Genomic DNA, 19,645 nt, shown 5'->3' with positions numbered 1-19,645 from the left:
TCGGAGCGTCATCATGAAGCGCACACTCATCGCAGCCGCAGTGCTGGCAGCAGCGTCGGGCACCGCATTCGCCCACAACGTCAAGAACCCGTTCATCTTCAATGCCACGGCCGTGGCGCAGAACGTCGACATCGACGGCTTCGTCCGCCTGTTCGGCTGCGTCTCCGTGTCGAGCACGGTCGGCGCCGTCGTCAACAACAACCAGGTCGCCTGGTCGAACGCGATGCTCGATCCGACCGCGCAAAGCTATACGATGGGCGCGATCACGACGACCTTGAACAACAACTACAGCTCGGTGAAGGGCTCCGGCTACTCGGTCGGCTCGAGCAAGAGCAGCGAATCGGGCTCGGCATCCTTCGCGCAAGCGTTCGAAGCGTCGTCGGCCTATGCCTACAAGCATCAAAACAGTGCGATCTCGGGCGGCGGCTACGAGTACAGCAACCAAAAATCGAGCAGCTCGAGCAGCAGCTCGCATACCTCGCAAGATGCGAGCGCCACCTTGACGGCGAGCGGATCGGCCAACTTGGGCTACACCTATAGCGCCGACCACGATCACCACGGCGACGACAGCCACGGCTTCGGCAACTTCAGCGCACACGGCAATCTCAATCTGAATGCATTCGAAGGCAGCGCGACGGACGCGTCCGCGTCCTCGAGCAGCCAGAGCGCGAACAGCGGATCGGGCCAAGGCGCGGCCTGGACGTTCCACGCCGATCAGGGCTCGGGCGGCCAAGCATTCGCGGAGCAATCGTCGGGCAGCGTGGCATGGAGCAAGACGCATGAGAAGAGCCACTCGGCCTCGTGGGCTTATGCCAACTCGAGAGACACGACGGACGTGACGGTGACGGGCTCGGTGACGCAGTACATCGACACGCAAAAACCGGGCAATCTGACGGCCACGACGGGTGCCGGCGCAGGCAGCGGCTCCGCCGGCAACATCGGCATGAACGTCGCGGAAGGCATCGACAACGCGCAGAGCAACGATGCTTCGCTGGCTTCGGTCGACCAAGGCAATGTGTTCGGCAACGCACAGATCTTCAGCACGCAGTCGTCCGGCGGGCAAGCGAAGATCAATAACTTCATGCTCAACGCTTCGCTCGGCGACAACTCACTGAGCGGCGTGTCCGGCAACGTGGGCGTGAACATCACGGCAGGCGTCGCCAACGTGCAGAACAACAGCCTGGCCGCATCGACGACGAACCTGAAGGACGGTGCGATTCCGCTCGCCGTCGCGATGGTCGCCACCGACGACAACGGCCAAGCGGCGAACCTGAGCTTCCAAGGCTCGATCAGCGGCACGGCCATGATCGGTGCCGGTGCGCTGCAGAACGCGACGGGCAACATCGGCGTGAACATCGCCGGTGGCGCCGGCAATCTGCAGCACAACGGCCTCGCGATCGCCGCGACGAACATCACCGGCCATTGAGCGCCACCGAGGGCGGCCGGCGGTACGCGCACGGCCAGGCCGCCGTCGGTTCGAGCGCTCACGCATACCGGCCGCAGAACAGCGGCCGGTATGCGCCTTCGAGGGGAAGCAGCATGTCGAGTCATGCTCGGTACGGGGCATGGCGGACGTTCGCCGCGCTCATTTGCGCCGCGATATGTGCGCCAAGCAACGCGCAGTCGGCCATCGATACGTCTAACCTTGCCGGCGTGCCACTCATCAAAACGGTGCGCTCCATGCGGGATATTCGATACAGCCATATCGTCAGCCAGCGCTACGACTACAGTTGCGGCTCGGCCGCGCTCGCGACGCTGCTCAAGTACGGCTATGGCATCGACATTCCGGAGCCGGAGCTGATTCGCCGCATGATGGCGTTCTCGACGCCGGAAGTCGTCGTCAAGAACGGCTTTTCGATGCTCGACATGAAGCACTTCGTCGAGACGATCGGGCTGCGGGGCCGCGGCTTTCGCGTGACCCTCGACGCGCTCTACCACCTCAGAATCCCCGTGCTCGTGCTGATGAACATCGGCGGCTACGAGCACTTCGTCATCGTCAAGCATGCCGAGAACGGACGCGTGTTCATCGCCGATCCCGCGCTCGGCAATCGCATCGTGCTCGACGAGGAATTCGTCGCGAGCTGGAACGGGCTCGTGTTCGCGGTCCTCGGCAAGCCCTTCAGGGAGGATTCCCCGCTATTGCAGGACAACGTGTCGCTGGCTTTGAAGCTGCGCGAGCGAGCGCTCGACGCGAGCACGGCCGCGACGCCCTTCGTGGATTACGGATTGTCTAGGGCAGACTGGTTCTGAAACCCCATGAAGCACTTCATCGCTTCACCGCTTACGCTCGCGCTTGCCGCATGCACTCTCGCGAGCACCGCGCAAGCCGCGCAGCGGCTCACCGCGCCGCCGGAGTTTCTCTCGGCGCAGGCCGGCGCCTTAGCCGGCAATGTCAGTTGGCAAGCCGTCGACGACGACGTGCTGGCGCATCAAACCGGCAAGGCGCCCGGTGCCGAGATGGTCTCGGGCCTCGTGCTGGATCTCGTCTCGCAATGGCAAATGCCGAACGGGGCCTCCGCGACCGCGCACGGCAAGCTGACGGTCACGACCGGCGCCGACAACTCGCTCTCGGCCCAGGTGTCGGCCTCGGCGCAAGCAAACGACGGGCTCAATCACGGCAACGGGAATCAATACGGCACCGCCCATGGGACCGGTTCGACGTCGTCGTCCGCCGCCGCGCAAGCCAGCGCCATGGGCGGCCAGAACGTCTCGGTCAACGGCGTCTCGCAGATCACGCAAGTCGCCGGCAACGGCAATACGAGCATGAACTCGGCCGTCATCGACTTCGATGGATCGGGTACATCGAACCTCACCGCGGGCGGGGCGGCCGGCGCGCACAACCCGAGTGCATCGGCGGCGAGCGTATCGGGCAACGTCACGGCGACGGTGACCTTCGGTAACGGTGGCGTGGCGCTGAGCCTGCAAACGCCCGCCGGCATCGCGAGGCAGACGATCGCGCCGACGGGGGCGCAAGGCGGCGGCGCCATCGCGCAGTTGGTCCAAGTGGCGGGCAACGCCCAAGCGGTCGTCAACCAACTGCAGTTGCACATCCAAACGCAGCCGACGTCCGGTGCGCTGCTGCGGCAGTTGGGCGTATTGCAGGCCATGCAGAACGCCGCGCTGGGCAGGCGCTAGCGCCAACGAGGAATCATCGCGGCAACGAGGGGCATCGACAACGTAGGCAATCGGCAATCGGCAATCGACATAAACAGGCGCGCGGCAACGGGGCCGTCGACCGACGCTCGCACCGACGAAAGACCGGGGGAACGACAATGCACAAGATGTCAACGAGGAGCGCGAGCCTTGCGCGGCAGGCCGGCCGCATGCGGCTCGCGGCCATACCGGCCGCGGTTTTGGCGCTGGGCCTGCCGCATGCGGCATCGGCACAAGCGCTCGCGGAGCAATCGCTCGAGACGCGGTTGACCACCCTCATGCGCGTGGTCGACGAGCAGCAACGCCAGATTCAATCGCTCGAGGCGCAGGTCACTAAGCTCGAAATGGCGGAGCGCGGCCGGGGCCTGGCCGGCAGCGCGAACGGCGATGCCGCATCGGCACCGCCGCCCGGCTCGGACGGGCTGCCCGCCCCGCTGCCTCCGCTTGCTCAGGTTGCGCCGGGCTCGACGGGCCCGACGAGCGGCGGATCGACGGCAACGGGCGTGCCGACCACCCCCGCGATCCCCGAGCCGGCCGGCGGTACCGCGGCGGCAGGCTCGGAAGGCGGTGCGATCGGCACGACGCAAAAAGCCGCCCAGCCCGTGCGCACCGAAGCGGAAAATGCCGTCGTGCAGCGCGAGCACGCACCGCTGTTCGACCGCAAGCTCACGCTCGATTGGGGCATCAGCGACACGTACTACGACCGCCGCCAGCTCCAGTTGTCGGGGTTCCTTGCGCTCGATGCGATCTTCCTCGGCAACATCAATTTGGGGGAAACGAAGTCCCATCAAGTGATGGCCGACCTCGACGCTCGCTACGGTCTCACTGACCGCATCAGCTTCGACGTCGACGTGCCCTACGTCTATCGCCATAGCGATTTCATCGTCGGCGGCGCAGGCGGCGCGGCGAGCGCGCTGTCCGATGCCTCGGCCAACTCGAGCGCGATCGGCGACGTCAATTTCGGGCTGTACTACCAGTTCCTCAAGGAAAGCGGCAACTGGCCCGACGTCGTCGGCAGCCTGCGCGTGAAGGCCCCGACGGGCACCTCGCCGTTCGGCATCAAGCTCGTCCAGGTCGACCCGAACAACACGAGCCTCGTCGCCCCGACCAAGCTGCCGACGGGCACGGGCTTTTGGAACTTCACGGCCGGCGTATCGGTGTTGAAGACGTACGACCCGGTCGTGCTGTTCGGCAGCCTGTCGTACACCTACAACCTCGCGCGCTCGTTCTCGGACGTCTCGTCCGTCCAAGGGCAAACCCAGCCGGCCAAGGTCAAGCTCGGCGACGTCTTCCAATGGGGTGGGGGCGTCGCCCTCGCCTTCTCGGAGAAAGATTCGGCGAGCGTCTCGTACACGATGGCGATCGAGCCGCAGAGCGAGACACAGGCGCCCGGACAAGGCTGGCAGAAGGTCCCCGGCAGCGAGACGGTTGCCGCGGCCGTGAATTTCGGATTGAACCACGTCGTGAACAAGCACTTGACGATCAACGGATCGGTATCGATCGGGCTCACGCCCGACGCGCCGAACTTCGTCGTCGGCGTGCGGTTCCCGTACACCTTTTGATCGTTTCGATGCTTGACCCTACGGGAGCATCTCGTGCGTGACACATCACATTCGACAGCGGCGGGGCCGCTCGGCGCCAGTGCGCCGCCTTTATCGCTCGCACACAGCAAGCAAGCCGGCGAGCGCGAGCGACAGTGCGACGAACGGCTGCTCGTCTACCTCTCGCGCGCGCCCGAAGACACGCTCGTCGAACACCTGAAGCGCTGCGGCTGGAGCGTGGCGCTCGCGCGCACGCCCAGCGAATGCGCGCGAGCGATACGGCCGGACGTGCCGTATGCGGGCATCGTCGACGTATCGCACTTCACCGCGCGCGAACTCTGCGCATTGGAGACGAGCTTGCGCCAGCCGCTCGTCGGCTGGGTGGCGCTGGCGAACGAGGAGCGGCTCGAAGAGCCCGACGTGCGACGCCTGATTCGCAGCTATTGCTTCGATTACCTGAAGCTGCCCGCCAGCGCGCAGACGATCGATTACCTCGCCGGCCACGCGTTCGGCATGATCACGTTGACCGATCTCGATCTCGTCGCGGGCATGGCGAGCGTGGGCGACGACGAAATGGTCGGCACTTGCGACGCGATGCAGCAGCTCTTTCGCACGATCCGCAAAGTCGCGAACACCGATGCGGCAGTCTTCATCGCCGGCGAGTCCGGCACGGGCAAGGAACTCACTGCCGTCGCGATTCACGAGCGGTCGCCGCGGCGCAACGAGCCGTTCGTCGCGATCAACTGCGGGGCGATCCCGCATCACTTGCTGCAATCGGAGTTGTTCGGCTACGAACGTGGCGCGTTCACGGGAGCGAATCAACGCAAGATCGGGCGCGTCGAGGCCGCGAGCGGCGGCACGCTGTTCCTCGATGAAATCGGCGACTTGCCGCTGGAAAGCCAAGCGAGCCTGCTGCGCTTCCTTCAGGAGGGCAGGATCGAGCGGCTCGGCGGGCGCGAATCGATTGCCGTCGACGTGCGCGTGATCTCGGCCACGCACGTCGACCTCGAAGGCGCGATGCGCGACGGCCGCTTCCGCGCGGACCTGTTTCATCGCTTGTGCGTGCTGCGCATCGACGAACCGCCGCTGCGCTCGCGCGGCAAGGACATCGAAATCTTGGCGCATCACATCTTGCACAAGTTCAAGACGGACAGCGCCCGGCGCATTCGCGGCTTCGCGCCCTCCGCGATCGAGGCCATGCACAAGTACAACTGGCCCGGCAACGTGCGTGAATTGATCAACCGCGTGCGGCGCGCGATCGTGATGGCCGAAGGCAAACTGATCGGCGCAGACGATCTCGATCTCGCGCAGTTCACGGAGCAAGAGACGATGACGCTCGCGCAAGCGCGCGAGACGGCGGAAAAACGCGCGATCGAAACGGCGCTGCTACGGCATCGGCATCGGCTGAACGAAGCCGCCACCGATCTCGGCATCTCGCGCGTCACGCTTTATCGGCTGATGGGCGCGCATGGATTGCGAGACCCCGCCGCATCGGAGGAAAAAACGGGCGAACCGGACGACGCAGGACTACCGGGCGTCTCGGGCGTCTCGGGCGTTTCGGGCGATAGCAAGGCGGCGGCGGACTGAAATCGAAGCGGCCACGCAGTTGCGTGGCGAACGCCCGAGGCAGTGGCGTAAAATCGGCGGCTCGAATCCACCGCTCGCCGCGTCTCGAGACGGACGTTCCTCGATCGTGGGCGTTTTCACGTCCAGCGAACTTCCGCCTCGTGCCACGCCGGCCTCATCGCCTCGACCATGACGACACTGACCATCATCGTCGCCCGCGCCCGCAACGGCGTGATCGGCCGCGACAACCAACTGCCGTGGCATCTGCCCGAGGACCTCGGTTTCTTCAAGCGCACGACGATGGGCGCGCCGATCATCATGGGCCGCAAGACGCACGAGTCGATCGGCCGCCCGTTGCCGGGCCGCCGCAACATCGTCGTCACGCGCGACGCAAGCCGGCGCTTCGAAGGATGCGAAATGGCAACGAGCATCGGCGAAGCATTGACGCTGGCCGCGCAGGACGGCGCTCAGGAAGCGTTTCTCATCGGCGGCACGCAACTGTACGCCGAAGGTATCGGCTTCGCCGACAAACTCGTGATCACCGAAATCGACGCCGACGTCGAAGGGGATGCGACGTTTCCGGCACCCGATCCGGCGCAGTGGGAAGTCGTGTCGCGCGAACCGCATCGCGCGGAAGCATTCGACTACGAACGCGTCGTTTATCGGCGCAGTGCGCCGGCTAAGGCCTAGTAGGGCATCCGTCTGCCGGCCGCCGCGGCGGGCCGGCCTCTTCATGCGGGTCGACCACGATGCGCCGAACGCGTGCGAGGCGCCCGCACCCGCCGCGTCGTTATCGTTTCGCTCATTGTCCGGCGATCGTCATCCGCTCGATCAGCACCGAACCGGTCTGCTTCGTTCCCCGCACGATCGAATCGGCACCGATCGCGACGATGTGGCGGAACATTTCCTGCAGCGTGCCGGCAACGGTGATCTCTTCGACGGGATATTGGATCTTGCCGTTCTCCACCCAGAAACCCGACGCGCCGCGCGAATAGTCGCCGGTCACGTAGTTGACGCCCTGCCCCATCAGCTCGGTCAACAGCAGCCCCGTGCCGAGCTTGCGCAGCATCGCCTCGAAGTCGTCCTCGGGCCGCGTCTGGCTGCTTCGCAGCGTCAGATTGTGCGAGCCGCCCGCGTTGCCCGTGGTCTGCATCCCGAGCTTGCGCGCCGAATAGGTCGACAAAAAGTAGCCCTCGACTACGCCGTCCGTCACCACGGAGCGCTGTTTCGTGCGCACCCCCTCTTCGTCGAACGGCGCGCTGCCCATGGCGCGCGGCACGTGCGGGTCTTCGACGATCTGAACGTGCGGCGCGAAAACGCTCTTGCCGAGGCTATCGACGAGAAACGACGTCTTGCGATACAGGGCCCCGCCGCTCGTTGCCTGCACGAACGCGCCGAGCAAACCGGCCGCGAGCGGTGCCTCGAACAGCACCGGCACCTTGCGCGTGTCGAGCCGGCGGGCGCCGAGCCGCGCCAGCGCGCGCTGCGCGGCGTACCGGCCGATCGCCTCGGGATCGGCGAGCGCCTGCGCGCTGCGCTTCGACGAGTACCAATCGTCACGCTGCATGTTGCGGCCGCTGCCGGCAATCGGCGCGCAGGCGACGTAGTGACGCGAGTACGGGTAGCCCGCCAAGAAGCCGCGGGTCGTCGCGAGCACGAACTGCGAGTGCTGCGCCGACACGCTGGCACCTTCCGAATTGCGGATCTGCGGATCGGTCGCGAACGCGGCGTCTTCGGCGCGGCGGGCGAGCTCGACGGCTTCGTCGGCCGATAGGTGCCACGGGTGATACAGATCGAGATCGCGCGGATCTTTCTCCAGCAGCTCGGCTTCGGCAAGCCCGGCGCAGTCGTCCTCGGCCGTGAAGCGCGCGATGTTGTAGGCGGCGGCCACGGTGTCGCGCAACGCCTCCTTCGAAAAGTCCGACGTGCTCGCATTGCCGCGCTTGGCACCGATGAAAACGGTCACGCCGACCATCTTGTCGCGGTTGTGCTCGATCGTCTCGACTTCGCCGCGCCGCACGGACACGGAGAGCCCGTCGCCTTCGGAAATTTCCGTGGCGGCGTCGGTGGCGCCCAGCGACTTCGCGTGCTTGAGAATGTCGGACGCGATTTCCTTCAGTTCGTCTTGCGTGTGCGGGAAAAAGCGTTGTGAGGTTTCCGTATCCGCTGCCATCGTGTTTGCCGTCCGGTGAAAAGCTGTCTGTTGAGCACGGCTCGGAGCGCCTGCGGCGGATTCGCCGCGCCGGCGCGCCCGATCGTTTGCATCCCGCGATCATAGCAAGGCTTGAGCGGATGGTCGCGCGAGCGAGCGAACACGGCGTGCAACGGCGGCGGCACAAGCCGGGCCAGCCGCCGCCGCACGCTACAATATCGCCCATGACACGCAAAACCCGCATCCAACCGATCGAGCACGACGACGCGGCCGATCAAGCATTCGACGAGCGCCCCAGCAAATCGCAACTGAAGCGCGAAATGCACGCGCTGCAGACGTTGGGCGTCGATCTCGTCGAACTGCCGAAAGACGCCCTCAAACGCATGCCGATGCCCGAAAACCTGGCCGACGCCGTGCGCGAAGCGCGCCGCATCACCGATCATGAGGGCAAACGCCGGCAAATCCAATACATCGGGCGCGTGATGCGCACGCTGCGGGAGGACGAAATCGCCGCGCTGCGCACCGCGCTCGACACGCACCGCGGCGTGAACAAGGCCGAAACGGCGCGCCTGCACTGGATCGAGCAGACGCGCGAGCGGTTGCTCGCTCACGACGACACCTTCACGGCGTTTTTGCGCGAGCACCCGGGCGCCGATGCCCAGGAAGGCCGCACGCTGATCCGCAACGCACGCAAGGAAGCCGAGCAAGGCAAGCCGCCGCGCTATTTCCGCGAGTTGTTCCAATGGATCAAGACCGCGAGCGGCGGCGCAGGCGAAGACCCGCACGACGACGAAGCGACGGAAGACGACGATGACTAAACCCACGCGCAGCCATCCCGACGAGATCGTCGTCGGCCTCGTATCGGTCAGCGATCGTGCCTCGAGCGGCGTCTACGAAGACAAGGGGCTGCCCGCGCTCGAAGCATGGCTCGGCCAAGCGCTGGCCTCGCCCTGGCGGGTGGAGAAGCGGCTGATCGCGGACGAGCCCGAGCGGATTTCGGCCACGCTGATCGAGCTCGTCGATACGTTCGGCTGCGATCTCGTGCTGACGACGGGCGGCACGGGGCCGGCGCGGCGGGACGTGACGCCCGAGGCGACGCTCGCGGTGGGCTCGAAGGAAATGCCTGGCTTCGGCGAGCAGATGCGCCAAATCAGTCTCAATTTCGTCCCGACGGCGATTCTGTCACGCCAAGTGGCCGTGATCCGCGAAACGGCGGGCCACGCGGCATTGATCATCAATCTGCCGGGCCAGCCCAAGTCGATTCAGGAAACGCTGGAAGGGTTGCGCGACGATACGGGCGCCGTGAAGGTGCCCGGCATCTTCGCGGCCGTGCCCTATTGCATCGATCTCATCGGCGGCCCATACGTGACCACGAACGAGCAAGTCGTCGCGGCTTTTCGGCCCAAGAGCGCCCGGCGCGCGTCTTCCTGAACTTCCGCCTGAAGCGCCTGGGGCCTCGCGCACCTTCGCGCGGGCGCGAAGCCGGCGAGCGGCGGCGTCATGCTTACCCGCTCGGCCCCTTGGCCCTCAAAGCGCTTCGGCGGTTCAGTTGCCTTCGGCGATGGGGGTCTCGCTCGATGCGACGAGGAAATGCTCGCGATAGTACTTGAGCTCGTCGATCGACTCGTGGATGTCGGCCAGCGCCGTGTGCATCGCGCGCTTTTGAAAGCCCTTGTAGATCACGGGCTGCCAACGGCGGCACAACTCCTTGAGCGTGCTGACGTCGAGGTTGCGGTAGTGGAAAAACCGCTCCAGCTCGGGCATCCAGCGCGCCATGAAGCGGCGGTCCTGGCAAATCGAATTTCCGCACATCGGCGACTTGCCGGGCGGCACGTAGTTGCCGAGAAATGCGCGAATCTGCTCGGCGGCATCGGCTTCGGAGACGGTCGATGCGCGCACGCGATCGATGAGCCCCGACCTGCCGTGCGTGTTCTTGTTCCAATCGTCCATTTTGTCGAGCGTTTCGTCGCTCTGATGGATCGCGAACACAGGGCCCTCGACCACCTTGTCGAGCGTCGAGTTCGTCACGACGACCGCGATTTCGATGATGCGGTCGGTGTCGGGCTCGAGCCCCGTCATTTCCATGTCGAGCCAAACGAGATTCATCTCGCTGCGCGCGAGCGTCGGCTCGCCGACGGGTTCGAGTAAGTCAGTCATGAGGCAATCCGTTGATGGGTGCGAAACTTTATAATTCTCGCATAGATAACTTGGACTTCCCGATGCCCGCTCTCGACTTCACCGTTTTGTTCGCCGTCATGGTGGTCGCGATGGTCGCCACGAAATTGTGGCTCGCCTCGCGACAAATCCGCTTCGTGGCGGCCCACAGGGATGCGGTGCCGAGGCAGTTCGCCGATACGATCCCACTGGCCGCGCATCGGCGCGCGGCCGACTACACCGTCGTGCGCACGCGCCTGTCGATGGTCGAAATCATCGTCGGCGCCGCCGTGCTGATCGGCCTCACGCTGCTCGGCGGAGTAGAAGCGCTCGACCACGCAGTCGCCGGCTGGCTCGGCGAAGGTTATGCGGGCCAGATCGGCCTCGTTGCGGCGGTCGTGATCGTGACGAGCATCATCGATCTGCCGTTCGACTATTACCGGCAGTTCGTCGTCGAGGAACGGTTCGGATTCAATCGGATGACGCGAGCGATCTTCTTCGCCGATCTCGCCAAGGGCGTCGGGCTCGGCGCCGCATTCGGGCTGCCGCTCCTCTTCGTGGTGCTCTGGCTCATGGGGCGTGCCGGCGGCCTCTGGTGGCTGTGGGCCTGGGCCGTCGTCATCGGGTTCCAACTGCTCGCGCTCGTGCTGTATCCGCGGCTGATCGCGCCGCTGTTCAACAAGTTCGAGCCGTTGACGGACGAAGCGCTCGTGCACCGGATCGACGCGCTGATGAAGCGTTGCGGGTTCGCCGCCAAGGGCCTGTTCGTCATGGACGGCAGCCGCCGCTCCGCACACGGCAACGCCTATTTCACGGGCTTTGGCGCCACCAAGCGCATCGTCTTCTTCGATACGCTGCTTGCTCGCCTGACGGGCAGCGAGATCGAAGCGGTGCTCGCGCACGAACTCGGGCATTTCAAGCGCCGCCACGTAATCAAGCGCATGCTCGTGACGTTCGCGATCAGCCTCGGCTTGTTCGCGCTGCTCGGCTGGCTCGGCGGGCGCACCTGGTTCTACGAGGGGCTCGGCGTGCGCCCTTCGATGACGGGCAGCAACGATGCGCTGGCGCTGGTGCTGTTCTTCCTCGCGCTGCCGGTGTTCATGTTCTTCGTCACGCCGCTCGGCAGCTTGAGCTCACGCAAGCACGAGTTCGAAGCCGATGCCTTCGCGGCGAGCCAAACCGATGCGCATGAACTCGTGAGCGCGCTCGTCAAGCTCTACGAAGACAACGCGTCCACGTTGACGCCCGATCCAGTCTATACGGCGTTCTATTACTCGCACCCACCCGCATCGCAGCGGATCGAACGGCTGCTGCGACACGCATGAGCGCCCGTCCAGCCAAAGCCGGCAAGCAAGCCGGCACCGCGCAGTCGCACGGGCTCGTCATCGCCGCGCACGGGCGTCATTACTTGGTCGCGCCGGAGCGCGAGCCGCACAGGCTGTTGCAGTGTTTTCCGCGCGGAAAGAAAAGCGAGGTGGCCGTGGGCGATCGCGTCGCCTACGAACCCACATCGACGGATCAGGGCGTGATCGTGGCGATCGGCGAGCGGCGCAATCTGCTCTACCGTTCCGATCAATACAAATCGAAGCTCTTTGCGGCCAATCTCGATCAATTGCTGATCGTGCTGGCCACCGAGCCGCACTTCAGCGAGGATCTCCTCGGCCGTGCGCTCGTCGCCGCGGAAGCCAACGAGCTGGCACCGGTCATCGTCCTGAACAAGACCGACGTGACGACGGCGCTGCCCGCGGCGCGCGAACGCCTCGCCCCCTACCGCGCACTGGGTTACGACGTGCTCGAGCTGTCGATCAAGACGCGCCCGGACGAAGCGCGCTCGGCGCTGAGCGAACGGTTGCGCGGCCATGCGACGCTGTTGCTCGGCCAATCGGGGATGGGCAAATCCACGCTGGTCAATCTGATCGTGCCCGAAGCGGACGTCGCCACGCGCGAGATTTCGACCGCACTGAACAGCGGCCGCCATACGACGACCTTTACGCGGCTGTACCCGCTCCCGGACGGCGGTGCGCTGATCGATTCGCCGGGCTTTCAGGAGTTCGGCCTCCACCATCTGACCGAAGGCCGTCTCGAGCGGGCCTTTCCCGAATTCCGGCCGCTGCTTGCGCACTGCCGCTTCTACAATTGTCATCATCTGCACGAGCCAGGGTGCGCGATTCTCGACGCGCTGGCGAACGGCCGCATCGCGCGCGAGCGGCACGCGCTCTATGCTCAGCTCGTGCATGAGGCGAGCCAGGTCGTCAGATAACGAACGCCAAAGCCAACCATAACCCTAACCGGAACCGACCGCGAGGCGCGATCCGCGCGATGCAAGCCCCATGCTGAAGCTCACTTTGGCACCGAATCCCGTCATCGGCCAACATTGGGTCAATGTGCTGGCAGCTGCGGGGATCGCTTGCGAACTCCACAACCGGTACTTGAACGGTGCGCTGGGCGAAATCCCGGCTGACCAGTGCGCGCCGGAACTGTGGCTCGTCGACGAACGCGACGAAGCCTTGGCGAGACGAATCTTGGCGGCCGCGCGAAGCGGACCGCCGCCCGGCGCGTTGCCGTGGACGTGCCGAGCGTGCGGGGAAATGCTGGAGCCGCAGTTCACAGCCTGCTGGCGCTGCGGCGCCTGGCGCGAAGCCGATTGACGCAGGGCCTGCAGCACCGGAATCGCCAGGCGGAATCGCCCTCTAAACGCCTTCGCCTCGGCCGCTACCCCACCCAAACGGCGATCGTCAGCATGAGCAGCAAGATCATCCAGAGGATGACGGCACGCCAGACGAGACCTACCGCCGATTGCAGCGTACGCGGCGTGCAATCGTCGCCGACGGTCAGCGGGCCGCCGTCGGGCGTGCCGAGCGCATCGAGGCTCGAAGGCTCGGCTAGGGGGCCAGCCAACCGTGCGCCGAGCGCTCCGCTGCCCGCGGCGAGCAAGACGCCGTCGTTGGCGTCGGGCCATTGGCGCGCGTGATTGCGCCACGCATAGATCGCATCTTCGAAGTTGCCGACGATCGCGAAGCCGAGCGCCGTCAGGCGCGAAGGGATCCAGTCGATGACGAAAAACGCATTGCGAGCGAACGTGCCGAAGGCGGCCGTGCGCTCGCCGACGGATACGGTCCAGCTACGCGCGAGATATTCTGAGATCCGGTAGAGCACGGCGCCGGCCGGACCGATGGGCACGAGAAACCAGAAGAACACGCCGAACACGTGCCGATGCGAAGCCACGACGGCGTGGATCAGCGTATGGCGCACGATCTCGCCGACGGGCATGTCGATCGTTTCCATGCCGGTCCATTCGGCGAGAATTTCACGCGCGCGCGGGACATCGTCATTATTCAGCGCGAGATGGATATCGGTGAAGTAATGACTGAACTGGCGAAAGCCGAGCGTGAAATAAACGATGACGACGTTCCAGAGGAACGCCAGCGCAAAACTGATTCGATAAAGGACGTAATAGATCGCAGCGACGGCCAGCGTCCACGGCAGCACGACGACGAGCCATGCGAGCATGCCGTGTTTTCTCTTGCCCGCGTCGAAGCCCAGCGCGGCGGATTCCGCATGGTATTGCAGCAGCGCGAAGATCGGGTTGCTCTGCGAGAGCGCGCGTAGCTGTTCGATGACGAGGGCCAACAATACGGAGAAAAAGGTCATGCGAGGGACCGTGGCAATTCGAGTTTGTTCGTATGTCGCGTAACGATAGCACAGGCCGCCGCACCACAATGTGGACGTATCGGTTCAGCCACGCGCGGCATGACACACGGGCGATGAAGTCATGCGGCCAAAAAGCGATAGAAATTGCGCAACATGCCGGCTGTTGCGCCCCAAATGAAATATTGTCCGCCGGGAGAAGGCCGCGGATACGGCATGGCAAAAAAGCGACGCTCGCCGCCCTCCCATCGCAAAAGTCGCACTTCGTGGTTGGCGGGATTCATCAGAAAAGGAAGCGGCACCTCGAAGATCTCCGCTACTTCCAGCGTATCGGCGTGCACCGTGAACGGTCCATGAACGATCCCGACGACGGGCGTAACCCGAAAGCCCGTGCCCGTGAGGTAATCGGGCAGCGCACCGAGCACTTCGACGCGCTCTGGAGCGAGGGCGACCTCCTCTTGCGCCTCGCGCAGCGCCGTTGCGGTTGCGTCGCGATCGAACGGCTCTCGGCGTCCCCCGGGAAAACTGATCTGCCCAGCGTGATCGCTCAAGTGATCGGCGCGCTGAGTGAGCAGCACCGAAAGCCCTGCCTCGCGTACGACGAGCGGCATGAGCACGGCGGCGGCGCGCGGGTCGCCGCGCCCGGCGAACGTCTCGAACGGCTCAGGCGCCCAGGCCAAACGTTGCGCGAAGCGCTCGCGCAGACCGGCCGGCGTCAACCGATGAGCGGCCACGCGGGGCAGGTCGGCCCCAGTGGTTTCGATCGGCAACACTTCAGGTTCGAAGACGGGACGAATCAAGGTGACACTCGTGAAGTCGCGGGCGGATATCCGCCATTGTGACTCGGCAAGACCCAAAGAAAAAAGCACCCGAAGCGGGTGCTTTTTCTTACAGCTCACACGTTTAGGAAGCCGTGCGGACCTTCGTGACCAGCTTTTCCTTGATACGTGCCGATTTGCCCGAGCGCTCGCGCAGGTAGTACAGCTTCGCACGACGCACATCGCCGCGACGCTTCACGACGATGCTGGCCAACAGCGGCGAATACGTTTGGAACGTACGCTCGACGCCTTCGCCCGACGAAATCTTGCGGACGATGAACGACGAGTTCAGGCCGCGATTGCGCTTGGCGATCACGACGCCTTCGTAGGCCTGGACGCGCTTGCGGTTGCCTTCGACCACGTTCACGTTGACGATGACCGTATCGCCGGGAGCGAATTCGGGGATCGACTTCTCGCCGAGCACGCGCTGGATTTCTTCCTGCTCGAGTTTTTCAATCAGATTCATCACTGACTCCTTATGCCATCTTGTCGGCGTTCTGCCTGCCGTGTGCCGAATCGGCAATGTGGCTCGGCCCCGATAGAGGATGGGTTCACATCTGGCACCGCTTCCGAAGCGGTACCGCCTTTGCCGTGCGCGAGCGCCCGAAGCCCGTTCAGGACTTCGATGCCGCTTTCGCCAGGCTTGCGAGCCACGCCTCGTCGGCACGGCTCAACATCTTGTTTCGCCGCGCGCGCTCGATCAGATCGGGCCGCTTGGCGAGGGTATTGCCGAGCGCTTCCTTGCGCCGCCACTGCTCGATTTCGGCATGATGCCCGCCGAGCAGCACATCGGGAACACGCATACCCTCGTATTCCTCGGGGCGCGTGTAATGCGGGCAATCGAGCAGCCCATCCACGAAACTATCCTGCACCGCCGACTGAGCATCGCCGAGCACGCCCGGCAGTTGCCGCACGACTGCGTCCATCAACGCCATGGCAGGCAACTCCCCACCGGACAGGACGAAATCGCCCAAGCTCACTTCCTCGTCGACACAACGATCGATGAGACGCTGATCGATCGCTTCATATCGCCCGCACAGCAAGACGAGCCCCGGTTCGCCGGCGAAGCGCATCACACGTTCGTGATCGAGCGGCGCCCCTTGAGGCGACATCATCACGACGCGAGCCCCGGACACACCCTGGGCTTCCTGTGCCGCCTTCGCCGCGCCGATGGCCGCCTCGAGCGGCTTGGCCAGCATGACCATACCCGGCCCGCCGCCATAGGGGCGATCGTCGACGGTACGGTAATTGTCCGTCGTGAAATCGCGCGGATTCCACGTTCTCAAGCCGAACCGCCCTTGCTTTGCTGCTCGGCTCGTGATGCCCCACTCGGTCACCGCGCGGAACATCTCGGGAAAGAGCGTGACGACATCGAACTGCATCGCGCGCTCCCTGATGTGGATCATGCTCAGTAATCGGCTTCCCAATCGACGACGATACGCTTCGCCGCCTGATCCACCGTCTTCACGTACACGCCGACGAACGGGATCAACCGCTCGCCGGTCGTCGGCTGCCCGTCCTTGCCGTGCGACGGATACTCGACGCGGAGCACCGAGTGCGCGCCGTTGTCGATGAGATCGGCAACCGCACCGAGTGCGACACCGGCCTCGTTGACGACTTCAAGGCCGATCAAGTCGACCCAGTAAAATTCGTCGGCCTCGAGCGTGGGGAAATCGCCGCGACGGACATGAACGCGCCAGCCGCGTAACGCAAGCGCCTGATCACGGTCGTCGACGCCGGAGAACTGCGCGACGATGCTGTCGCCATGCACCTTTGCGGCCAAGACCGCCGCAGCCTTGATCTCTCGCCCTTTGACGAGCCACCAGCGTTTGGCGTTCGTCAAAGCGTCGCCGCCCTGAGCCGCGCCGGCATGCGCCGCGACCTTCACCCAGCCCTTCAGGCCGTAGGCATCGACAATGGCGCCGACTTCGACGGCATCATCGGGCAACGCCTCGACCCATTCGACGCCCGACGCCTGACCGGCTGCCGCACCCGCGGCAGTGCGCTCGACCGGCTTGCGCGCGAACGCGCCAAACGACACAGGCGCCCGAGAGGCCGTTTTTGCTCGGCCCGAGCCGCCCGAATCACGAACGGACATCGACAAACCTCACAGTTGCTCGATCACGAGCGGCTGCCTGCCGACCGCTGCTTGCACGGCGCGGCTCGCGCGAAGTGCCCGCAACATCTGGCTCACATTGCCGCCGGCGCGATCAAGCAGCCGGTTGCGCCTGTTGCGCTTGCTTCACGAGACGCTCGACCGTCGGCGACAATTGCGCGCCCACGCCTTGCCAGTACGTCAGACGATCTTGCGCAATACGCAGCGATTCGCCCTTCGTGGCAACCGGGTTGTAGAAGCCGACGCGCTCGATGAAGCGGCCGTCACGACGGTTGCGCGAATCGGTGGCGACGATGTTGTAGAACGGGCGCTTCTTCGAGCCGCCACGTGCCAAGCGGATGATGACCATACTGTAATCCTTGAAAACCGGGGGTTCGGAACCACTGAAACGCTCGATTATAGCGGGAAACTGAAACCATAACAAACACTTACCTTAAAGGCCGTCCCGTCCGTGCAACCACATCCAGGCTCGATGTAAAGCCGGCGACGTACAATGCGCGCTCGGGCGCCCGCGAGAAGCGGGTGTTTTTCTCGACGAACCCCCGCTTTACGGCCCTCCACGCTCCTTCGGTCATGTCAACACGCGCTTTCGCCGCCCCCACGCGCTTCCGCTCCAAAACACTCACCGCGTTGCTCGCCTTTTCGTTGGGCAGCGTCGGCGCTCATCGCTTCTATCTGTACGGCCCGCGCGATCCATTCGGATGGGCGCATGTACTCGGCACGGCGCTCGGCATCCCTGGCGTGCTGCTGCTCGCCGCCTCGGAGCGAACCTCGGCGCTCGGATGGGCGCTGGCGGCGCCCGGCGCCCTATCCGTGCTTGCGGCCTTTCTCGCGGCGATCGTCTACGGGCTGCGCCCCGACGAAAAATGGGACGCCCAATTCAATGCCGGGCACACGCGTAGCAGTCAATCCGGCTGGGGCGTGGTTTTCGTCGTGATTTTTTCGTTGTTCATCGGCGCGCTGCTGCTGATGAGCGGCCTCGCCGTGACGTTTCAGACGTACTTCGAATCGCAAGGGGGGCTGAGTACCTCGCTCTCGCAGTGATGCCGGCCAACCGCGCCCGTCAAAACAGATCCATCTGCGGGTTCGGTGCCGCGATTGCGGCCGGTTTCTTGAAATGCGACATATCGAGGATACCGTGGCGCCGTGGATTGAGGCCGAGCCGCTTGACCGCTTGATCGAATCGCTGCTTCAGCAAATCTGCCCAAACGCCTTCTCCCTTCATGCGCTGCCCGAAGGACGAGTCGTAGTCCTTGCCGCCGCGCATATCGTGCACGCGTGCCATGACGCGGTCCGCACGCTGCGGGAAATGCGCGGCGAGCCAATCCTTGAAGAGCGGCGCCACCTCCCAAGGCAAGCGCAAGACGATATAGCTCGCGCTCGTTGCGCCCGCTTCCGCGCAGGCCTCCATCACCCGTTCGAGATCCGGTTCGGTCACGAATGGAATGACGGGGGCAATGCTGACGCCTACCGGAATGCCTGCTTCGCTGAGCGCGCGGATCGTGCGGAGCCTACGGGCCGGCGTCGCGGCGCGCGGCTCGAGCGTCCGCGCAATTTGCGCGTCGAGCGTGGTCACCGTAATCGCGGCCATGACTTGTCCGCGCTCGGCCATCGGTGCGAGCAAATCGATGTCGCGCTCGATCAGCGAAGACTTCGTGATCGCGGCGAACGGATGTCCATGATCGTGCAAGACTTCGATGACCCGCCGCGTCAGACGTAATTCGCGCTCGACGGGTTGATACGCGTCTGTGTTCACGCCGAGTGCGATCGGTTCCGGCGTGTAGTGCTTTTTCGATAGCTCACGTTGCAAAAGCTCGGGCGCGTTGACCTTGGCGTAAATTCGGCTTTCGAAATCGAGGCCCGGCGAAAGCCCGAGATAGCTGTGCGTTGGACGGGCAAAGCAGTAGATGCAGCCGTGTTCGCAGCCGCGATAGGGATTCAGCGAAACGCTAAATGGGATATCGGGTGACGTGTTGCGGGTCAGAATGCCCCGCGCGCGCTCGGTGAACACTTGGGTCTTGAGCGAAGGCGGAACGGCGTCTTCATCTGCTGGCAGCCAGCCGTCATCGACGGCCTCGCGCTTGTCGAGCTCGTAGCGCCCTTGCAGATTCGTGACAGCGCCCCGCCCCTTGAGCGGTGCGGGTGGAGCAATGGGATATTCGGCTTCTCGATCGTCCATCATGCGCACAGGCCACGTGTGATCGCTCGGCCTGCCTCCCGTGCGGGATGTGTATAGACGATCTTTTTACTGTATGAATGTACAGTATGTCAAGCGGGTAACACTGGTGCTGGGACGAGGGAACAGGCAGCTGCGGAGGGAAAAGGGCGGCGGTGCTGCCGATGAGCGTTTCGGCGTTTCCAAACACGAAACCCCCGACAGCGGTTGGCTATCGGGGGTTTGGTGAGGCATTGCATGGATCGCAGTGGGCGCTTGAGCGCGCACTGCGACGGGCACGTAAGGAGCCTGACGATTACCTACTTTCACACGGGTATCCGC

Annotated in this window: 21 protein-coding genes; 12 read left to right on the top strand and 9 right to left on the bottom strand. The window is 64.6% G+C overall.

Features of this window, described 5'->3' with window-relative positions; translation table 11 throughout:
- The first annotated feature begins 13 nt into the window (after window positions 1-13).
- The 6 genes from ACTHNZ_RS09220 (at window position 14) to ACTHNZ_RS09195 (ending at window position 6,950) form a co-directional block, all read left to right on the top strand.
- Complete coding sequence (locus ACTHNZ_RS09220) at window positions 14-1,426, top strand: hypothetical protein (protein ID WP_440542200.1); 1,413 nt, start codon at window positions 14-16, stop codon at window positions 1,424-1,426.
- Window positions 1,427-1,539: 113 nt separating this feature from the next.
- Complete coding sequence (locus tag ACTHNZ_RS09215; protein ID WP_440542199.1) at window positions 1,540-2,250, top strand: C39 family peptidase; 711 nt, start codon at window positions 1,540-1,542, stop codon at window positions 2,248-2,250.
- A 6-nt stretch (window positions 2,251-2,256) separates the two neighbouring features.
- Window positions 2,257-3,135 carry a peptidase C39 gene (locus ACTHNZ_RS09210; RefSeq protein ID WP_440542198.1) on the top strand — a complete coding sequence of 293 codons (879 nt, stop codon included), beginning with the start codon at window positions 2,257-2,259 and terminating at the stop codon, window positions 3,133-3,135.
- A gap of 146 nt (window positions 3,136-3,281) precedes the next feature.
- On the top strand, window positions 3,282-4,715 hold the full coding sequence (locus tag ACTHNZ_RS09205) for a hypothetical protein (protein WP_440542197.1): 1,434 nt from the start codon (window positions 3,282-3,284) through the stop codon (window positions 4,713-4,715).
- Window positions 4,716-4,748: 33 nt separating this feature from the next.
- Entirely contained in the window at window positions 4,749-6,281 is a 1,533-nt protein-coding gene (locus ACTHNZ_RS09200) for a sigma 54-interacting transcriptional regulator (protein WP_440542196.1), read from the top strand.
- Window positions 6,282-6,449: 168 nt separating this feature from the next.
- Window positions 6,450-6,950: a dihydrofolate reductase gene (locus tag ACTHNZ_RS09195; RefSeq protein WP_440542195.1), complete on the top strand. Its 501-nt coding sequence runs from the start codon at window positions 6,450-6,452 to the stop codon at window positions 6,948-6,950.
- A 112-nt stretch (window positions 6,951-7,062) separates the two neighbouring features.
- On the opposite strand, the gene pmbA is transcribed toward ACTHNZ_RS09195, so the two are convergent.
- The gene (pmbA, locus tag ACTHNZ_RS09190; protein WP_440542194.1) at window positions 7,063-8,433 is read right to left on the bottom strand and encodes a metalloprotease PmbA; all 1,371 of its coding nucleotides are present in this window, start codon (window positions 8,431-8,433) and stop codon (window positions 7,063-7,065) included.
- A gap of 203 nt (window positions 8,434-8,636) precedes the next feature.
- Between pmbA and yjgA the strand changes: the two genes are divergently transcribed.
- Window positions 8,637-9,230, top strand: a complete 594-nt coding sequence (gene yjgA / locus ACTHNZ_RS09185) for a ribosome biogenesis factor YjgA (RefSeq protein WP_440542193.1) — start codon at window positions 8,637-8,639, stop codon at window positions 9,228-9,230.
- Window positions 9,223-9,843, top strand: coding sequence for a molybdopterin adenylyltransferase (mog, locus tag ACTHNZ_RS09180; protein WP_440542192.1), 621 nt, complete (start codon window positions 9,223-9,225; stop codon window positions 9,841-9,843). The genes yjgA and mog overlap by 8 nt, the downstream gene beginning before the upstream one ends.
- Window positions 9,844-9,957: 114 nt before the next feature.
- Here the strand turns inward: mog and orn are convergent, their stop codons facing one another.
- Window positions 9,958-10,569: an oligoribonuclease gene (gene orn, locus ACTHNZ_RS09175; protein ID WP_440542191.1), complete on the bottom strand. Its 612-nt coding sequence runs from the start codon at window positions 10,567-10,569 to the stop codon at window positions 9,958-9,960.
- Between the two features lie 62 nt (window positions 10,570-10,631).
- On the opposite strand from orn, the gene ACTHNZ_RS09170 reads away from it, so the two are divergent.
- From ACTHNZ_RS09170 to ACTHNZ_RS09160, 3 genes are all read left to right on the top strand, one after another.
- Complete coding sequence (locus ACTHNZ_RS09170) at window positions 10,632-11,891, top strand: M48 family metallopeptidase (protein WP_440542190.1); 1,260 nt, start codon at window positions 10,632-10,634, stop codon at window positions 11,889-11,891.
- Window positions 11,888-12,826, top strand: a complete 939-nt coding sequence (rsgA, locus tag ACTHNZ_RS09165) for a ribosome small subunit-dependent GTPase A (RefSeq protein WP_440542189.1) — start codon at window positions 11,888-11,890, stop codon at window positions 12,824-12,826. The genes ACTHNZ_RS09170 and rsgA overlap by 4 nt, the downstream gene beginning before the upstream one ends.
- 73 nt (window positions 12,827-12,899) lie before the next feature.
- Window positions 12,900-13,214 (top strand): putative signal transducing protein, encoded by a 315-nt coding sequence (locus tag ACTHNZ_RS09160; RefSeq protein WP_440542235.1) that lies wholly within the window; start codon window positions 12,900-12,902, stop codon window positions 13,212-13,214.
- Between the two features lie 64 nt (window positions 13,215-13,278).
- On the opposite strand, the gene ACTHNZ_RS09155 is transcribed toward ACTHNZ_RS09160, so the two are convergent.
- The 6 genes from ACTHNZ_RS09155 to rpsP all read right to left on the bottom strand — a co-directional run bounded on the left by ACTHNZ_RS09155 (window position 13,279) and on the right by rpsP (window position 17,497).
- Complete coding sequence (locus ACTHNZ_RS09155; protein WP_440542188.1) at window positions 13,279-14,217, bottom strand: CobD/CbiB family protein; 939 nt, start codon at window positions 14,215-14,217, stop codon at window positions 13,279-13,281.
- A 119-nt stretch (window positions 14,218-14,336) separates the two neighbouring features.
- A complete protein-coding gene (locus ACTHNZ_RS09150) occupies window positions 14,337-15,014 on the bottom strand; it encodes a CoA pyrophosphatase (RefSeq protein ID WP_440542187.1) in 678 nt (225 codons plus the stop codon).
- 103 nt (window positions 15,015-15,117) lie between these two features.
- The gene (rplS, locus tag ACTHNZ_RS09145) at window positions 15,118-15,498 is read right to left on the bottom strand and encodes a 50S ribosomal protein L19 (RefSeq protein ID WP_440542186.1); all 381 of its coding nucleotides are present in this window, start codon (window positions 15,496-15,498) and stop codon (window positions 15,118-15,120) included.
- Between the two features lie 148 nt (window positions 15,499-15,646).
- Window positions 15,647-16,438, bottom strand: coding sequence for a tRNA (guanosine(37)-N1)-methyltransferase TrmD (gene trmD / locus ACTHNZ_RS09140; RefSeq protein ID WP_440542185.1), 792 nt, complete (start codon window positions 16,436-16,438; stop codon window positions 15,647-15,649).
- A 2-nt stretch (window positions 16,439-16,440) separates the two neighbouring features.
- On the bottom strand, window positions 16,441-17,130 hold the full coding sequence (rimM, locus tag ACTHNZ_RS09135; protein WP_440542184.1) for a ribosome maturation factor RimM: 690 nt from the start codon (window positions 17,128-17,130) through the stop codon (window positions 16,441-16,443).
- Window positions 17,131-17,242: 112 nt separating this feature from the next.
- Entirely contained in the window at window positions 17,243-17,497 is a 255-nt protein-coding gene (gene rpsP / locus ACTHNZ_RS09130) for a 30S ribosomal protein S16 (RefSeq protein ID WP_091011518.1), read from the bottom strand.
- A gap of 224 nt (window positions 17,498-17,721) precedes the next feature.
- Between rpsP and ACTHNZ_RS09125 the strand changes: the two genes are divergently transcribed.
- Window positions 17,722-18,192, top strand: a complete 471-nt coding sequence (locus tag ACTHNZ_RS09125) for an NINE protein (protein ID WP_440542183.1) — start codon at window positions 17,722-17,724, stop codon at window positions 18,190-18,192.
- A gap of 19 nt (window positions 18,193-18,211) precedes the next feature.
- Here the strand turns inward: ACTHNZ_RS09125 and ACTHNZ_RS09120 are convergent, their stop codons facing one another.
- Window positions 18,212-19,327, bottom strand: a complete 1,116-nt coding sequence (locus ACTHNZ_RS09120; protein ID WP_440542234.1) for a PA0069 family radical SAM protein — start codon at window positions 19,325-19,327, stop codon at window positions 18,212-18,214.
- Between the last annotated feature and the right edge of the window lie 318 nt (window positions 19,328-19,645).

Source organism: Trinickia sp., assembly GCF_051953955.1.
In the GTDB taxonomy this organism is placed as follows: Bacteria; Pseudomonadota; Gammaproteobacteria; order Burkholderiales; family Burkholderiaceae; genus Trinickia.
The sequence above is the reverse complement of the archived record's forward strand: the minus strand, read 5'-3'. Positions and strand labels throughout refer to the sequence as shown.

Bases quoted from the DNA above. Each gene is read 5' to 3' on its own strand.
- ACTHNZ_RS09220 (WP_440542200.1), top strand. From the start codon at position 14: ATGAAGCGCACACTCATCGCAGCCGCAGTGCTGGCAGCAGCGTCGGGC.
- ACTHNZ_RS09215 (WP_440542199.1), top strand. From the start codon at position 1,540: ATGTCGAGTCATGCTCGGTACGGGGCATGGCGGACGTTCGCCGCGCTC.
- ACTHNZ_RS09210 (WP_440542198.1), top strand. From the start codon at position 2,257: ATGAAGCACTTCATCGCTTCACCGCTTACGCTCGCGCTTGCCGCATGC.
- ACTHNZ_RS09205 (WP_440542197.1), top strand. From the start codon at position 3,282: ATGTCAACGAGGAGCGCGAGCCTTGCGCGGCAGGCCGGCCGCATGCGG.
- ACTHNZ_RS09195 (WP_440542195.1), top strand. From the start codon at position 6,450: ATGACGACACTGACCATCATCGTCGCCCGCGCCCGCAACGGCGTGATC.
- pmbA (WP_440542194.1), bottom strand. From the start codon at position 8,433: ATGGCAGCGGATACGGAAACCTCACAACGCTTTTTCCCGCACACGCAA.
- yjgA (WP_440542193.1), top strand. From the start codon at position 8,637: ATGACACGCAAAACCCGCATCCAACCGATCGAGCACGACGACGCGGCC.
- mog (WP_440542192.1), top strand. From the start codon at position 9,223: ATGACTAAACCCACGCGCAGCCATCCCGACGAGATCGTCGTCGGCCTC.
- orn (WP_440542191.1), bottom strand. From the start codon at position 10,569: ATGACTGACTTACTCGAACCCGTCGGCGAGCCGACGCTCGCGCGCAGC.
- ACTHNZ_RS09170 (WP_440542190.1), top strand. From the start codon at position 10,632: ATGCCCGCTCTCGACTTCACCGTTTTGTTCGCCGTCATGGTGGTCGCG.
- rsgA (WP_440542189.1), top strand. From the start codon at position 11,888: ATGAGCGCCCGTCCAGCCAAAGCCGGCAAGCAAGCCGGCACCGCGCAG.
- ACTHNZ_RS09155 (WP_440542188.1), bottom strand. From the start codon at position 14,217: ATGACCTTTTTCTCCGTATTGTTGGCCCTCGTCATCGAACAGCTACGC.
- rplS (WP_440542186.1), bottom strand. From the start codon at position 15,498: ATGAATCTGATTGAAAAACTCGAGCAGGAAGAAATCCAGCGCGTGCTC.
- trmD (WP_440542185.1), bottom strand. From the start codon at position 16,438: ATGATCCACATCAGGGAGCGCGCGATGCAGTTCGATGTCGTCACGCTC.
- rimM (WP_440542184.1), bottom strand. From the start codon at position 17,130: ATGTCCGTTCGTGATTCGGGCGGCTCGGGCCGAGCAAAAACGGCCTCT.
- rpsP (WP_091011518.1), bottom strand. From the start codon at position 17,497: ATGGTCATCATCCGCTTGGCACGTGGCGGCTCGAAGAAGCGCCCGTTC.
- ACTHNZ_RS09125 (WP_440542183.1), top strand. From the start codon at position 17,722: ATGTCAACACGCGCTTTCGCCGCCCCCACGCGCTTCCGCTCCAAAACA.
- ACTHNZ_RS09120 (WP_440542234.1), bottom strand. From the start codon at position 19,327: ATGGACGATCGAGAAGCCGAATATCCCATTGCTCCACCCGCACCGCTC.